The organism is Protofrankia sp. CiT1, from assembly GCF_917627335.1.
In the GTDB taxonomy this organism is placed as follows: domain Bacteria; phylum Actinomycetota; class Actinomycetes; order Frankiales; family Frankiaceae; genus Protofrankia.
This window is the reverse complement of record NZ_CAKJTP010000197.1, coordinates 3,947-6,203: the sequence shown is the minus strand read 5'-3', so window position 1 is coordinate 6,203 and position 2,257 is coordinate 3,947. Positions and strand designations below refer to the sequence as shown.

At 68.5% G+C, this 2,257-nt stretch carries 2 protein-coding genes; one reads left to right on the top strand and one right to left on the bottom strand.

Going from position 1 to position 2,257, the window contains the following annotated elements:
• Positions 1-525: 525 nt before the first annotated feature.
• Complete coding sequence (locus MJ785_RS19670; RefSeq protein WP_239313257.1) at positions 526-690, top strand: hypothetical protein; 165 nt, start codon at positions 526-528, stop codon at positions 688-690.
• Between the two features lie 82 nt (positions 691-772).
• On the opposite strand, the gene MJ785_RS19665 is transcribed toward MJ785_RS19670, so the two are convergent.
• Positions 773-2,032 (bottom strand): NADP-dependent malic enzyme, encoded by a 1,260-nt coding sequence (locus tag MJ785_RS19665; RefSeq protein WP_239313254.1) that lies wholly within the window; start codon positions 2,030-2,032, stop codon positions 773-775.
• Between the last annotated feature and the right edge of the window lie 225 nt (positions 2,033-2,257).

Sequence of the window (2,257 nt, the reverse complement as noted above, 5' to 3'; positions counted from 1 at the left end):
AACTTCCGGCGGCGACCACTAAGCACCGAGCTTAGGGGACGCGGCGTCGCGGGGCTGGGGCACGCACCTCGCCGCATCGCTGCCCGTCCATCGCCGCGCGATGCACGGGTACCCCGGCTCGTCAGTCGACGCCCAACACAGGGCGCCTCCCTCCGCCGCCTCGCGATGCACGCACCCCAGCCCCACTCCTTGACCCACACCCCTATTGCCGGGCGCTCTTATCGGAAGCCGTCGTTCGATCAGGGAACCGCGTCCAGGTGGTTGCTGGCAGGGCCGCGGGTCACACCGATACCGGATGAGCCGTATCGGTGTGACCGAGAACGCGGCCACGGGCCGCCTGGACGCGGTGAGCCGGACAGCCGGCCGCAACACGCCCGAGCCAGACCGATGGCCGCACGCGCGGCACGGTGCCCATCGCGTGCCTGTCCAACCTGTGCTCCACTCTTCGATGTGGTGTCACCCAAACAGATGCCAGTGACCGGTCCAGGCCCGTCCCGATGGTTCCGCCGCGGACGGCGCGCGCCCGTGCCGTCGGCCGACCCCGCGCCAACTGTCCGCGGCGACAACGACACGATCGTCATCGTCTCCGCGACGGACTTCGTCTCCTGTACCTACAAGGGCTGCGGGACGCTCCGGCCCCTGATGGACGCCTCCGAGAACCATCCCTGCGCCGGCTGCGGCCGGGTCTGACCCAGATAGCCCGCCAGGTGCTATCTGGGTCAGACACCCCCTGCGCAGGCTCTCGGTACGCTCCCTGAAAGCCGTCACCGCTCTACCGGCGGGCCACGCCATCGGCGCGAGCCTGCCGGGCCACAGCGGCGGCAACCGCTGGCGCGACCCGGTCGTCGAACACGCTCGGGATGATGTGCTGCTCGGTCAGCTCATCCGCGATCACCGCGGCGAGCGCGTCAGCCGCCGCCAGCTTCATCGGCTCGGTTATGTGGCTCGCGCGGACGTCCAGCGCGCCGCGGAACACCCCCGGGAAGGCCAGCACGTTGTTGATCTGATTCGGATAATCGCTGCGGCCGGTGGCCACAACCCGGGCATAGCAGTGCGCGACCTCCGGATCGACCTCGGGGTCGGGATTGGCCATGGCGAAGACGATCGACCCCGATGCCATCGACGCCACCGCGGCCTCAGGCACCTTGCCCGAGGACAGGCCGATGAAGACATCGGCTCCGGCCAGCGCATCGTTGATCGAGCCCGACAGGCCGGCCCGATTGGTCTCAGCCGCGACCATCGCCTTGATTGGGCTGAGATCAGGACGACCGGTGTGCAGAATGCCACGGCTGTCACCAACCGCAATTTCCCCGATGCCAGCAGCAAGCAGGATGCGGGTCACAGCCACGCCCGCGGCACCCGCTCCGGACACGACCGCACGCAGCTCCCCAAGGCCTCGGCCGGTCAGGCGGGCCGCGTTCACCAGGGCGGCCAGCGTCACGATGGCCGTCCCGTGCTGGTCGTCGTGGAACACCGGAATGTCCAACCGGCTCTGCAACAACCGCTCGATGGCAAAGCACCTCGGCGCCGAGATGTCCTCCAGGTTGATGCCGCCGAAACCGGGCGCCAACCGGGCGACGGTCTCCACGACCTCCTCCACGTCGGTGCAGTCAAGGCAGATCGGCACCGCGTCCACTCCGGCGAAATGCTTGAAAAGCGCGGCCTTGCCCTCCATGACCGGCAGCGCCGCGGCCGGGCCGATGTCGCCAAGCCCCAGCACCGCGGTGCCGTCGGTCACCACCGCGACCGCGTTGGAGCGCCAGGTGAAGTCGTCGGCAAGGCCCGGCTCGGCCGCTATGGCCGTACAGACACGCGCGACGCCAGGAGTGTAGGCGAGTGACAGATCCTCGCGGTTGTTCAACGGGACGGTCAGCGCAAGGCCGATCTTTCCACCCTTGTGCAGGACAAAGGCGGGGTCGGTATCGCGGCCGACCGGCCCCGGCACATCCACGGTGGCTGCCTGCGCAGCCGGCACCCGCGCGGATGGATCAGGCCCGACCTGACCAACGGAATGGTCGGTTGTGGCGGTCATCACATACTCCCTCGGACGAGCTGCCTCGACGGGTGGGAGGCGTGGACGGCGAACCGGGGATCGCCCGGGGATGCTGTCCAATATGACACGTGGGCTCTTCTGCCTGCTCACAAGCGTCTCCCGGCTCCGACTGAAGCACGCGCATGTCCTCGGGCGCACAAGGTGCGCGCCAAAGAAGCCATGGCACGCCGCAATGCCAATGGATCAGCATGAGAACACCAATAA

Coding starts and splice junctions, on each gene's coding strand:
- MJ785_RS19665 (WP_239313254.1), bottom strand. CDS start 2,032: ATGACCGCCACAACCGACCATTCCGTTGGTCAGGTCGGGCCTGATCCA.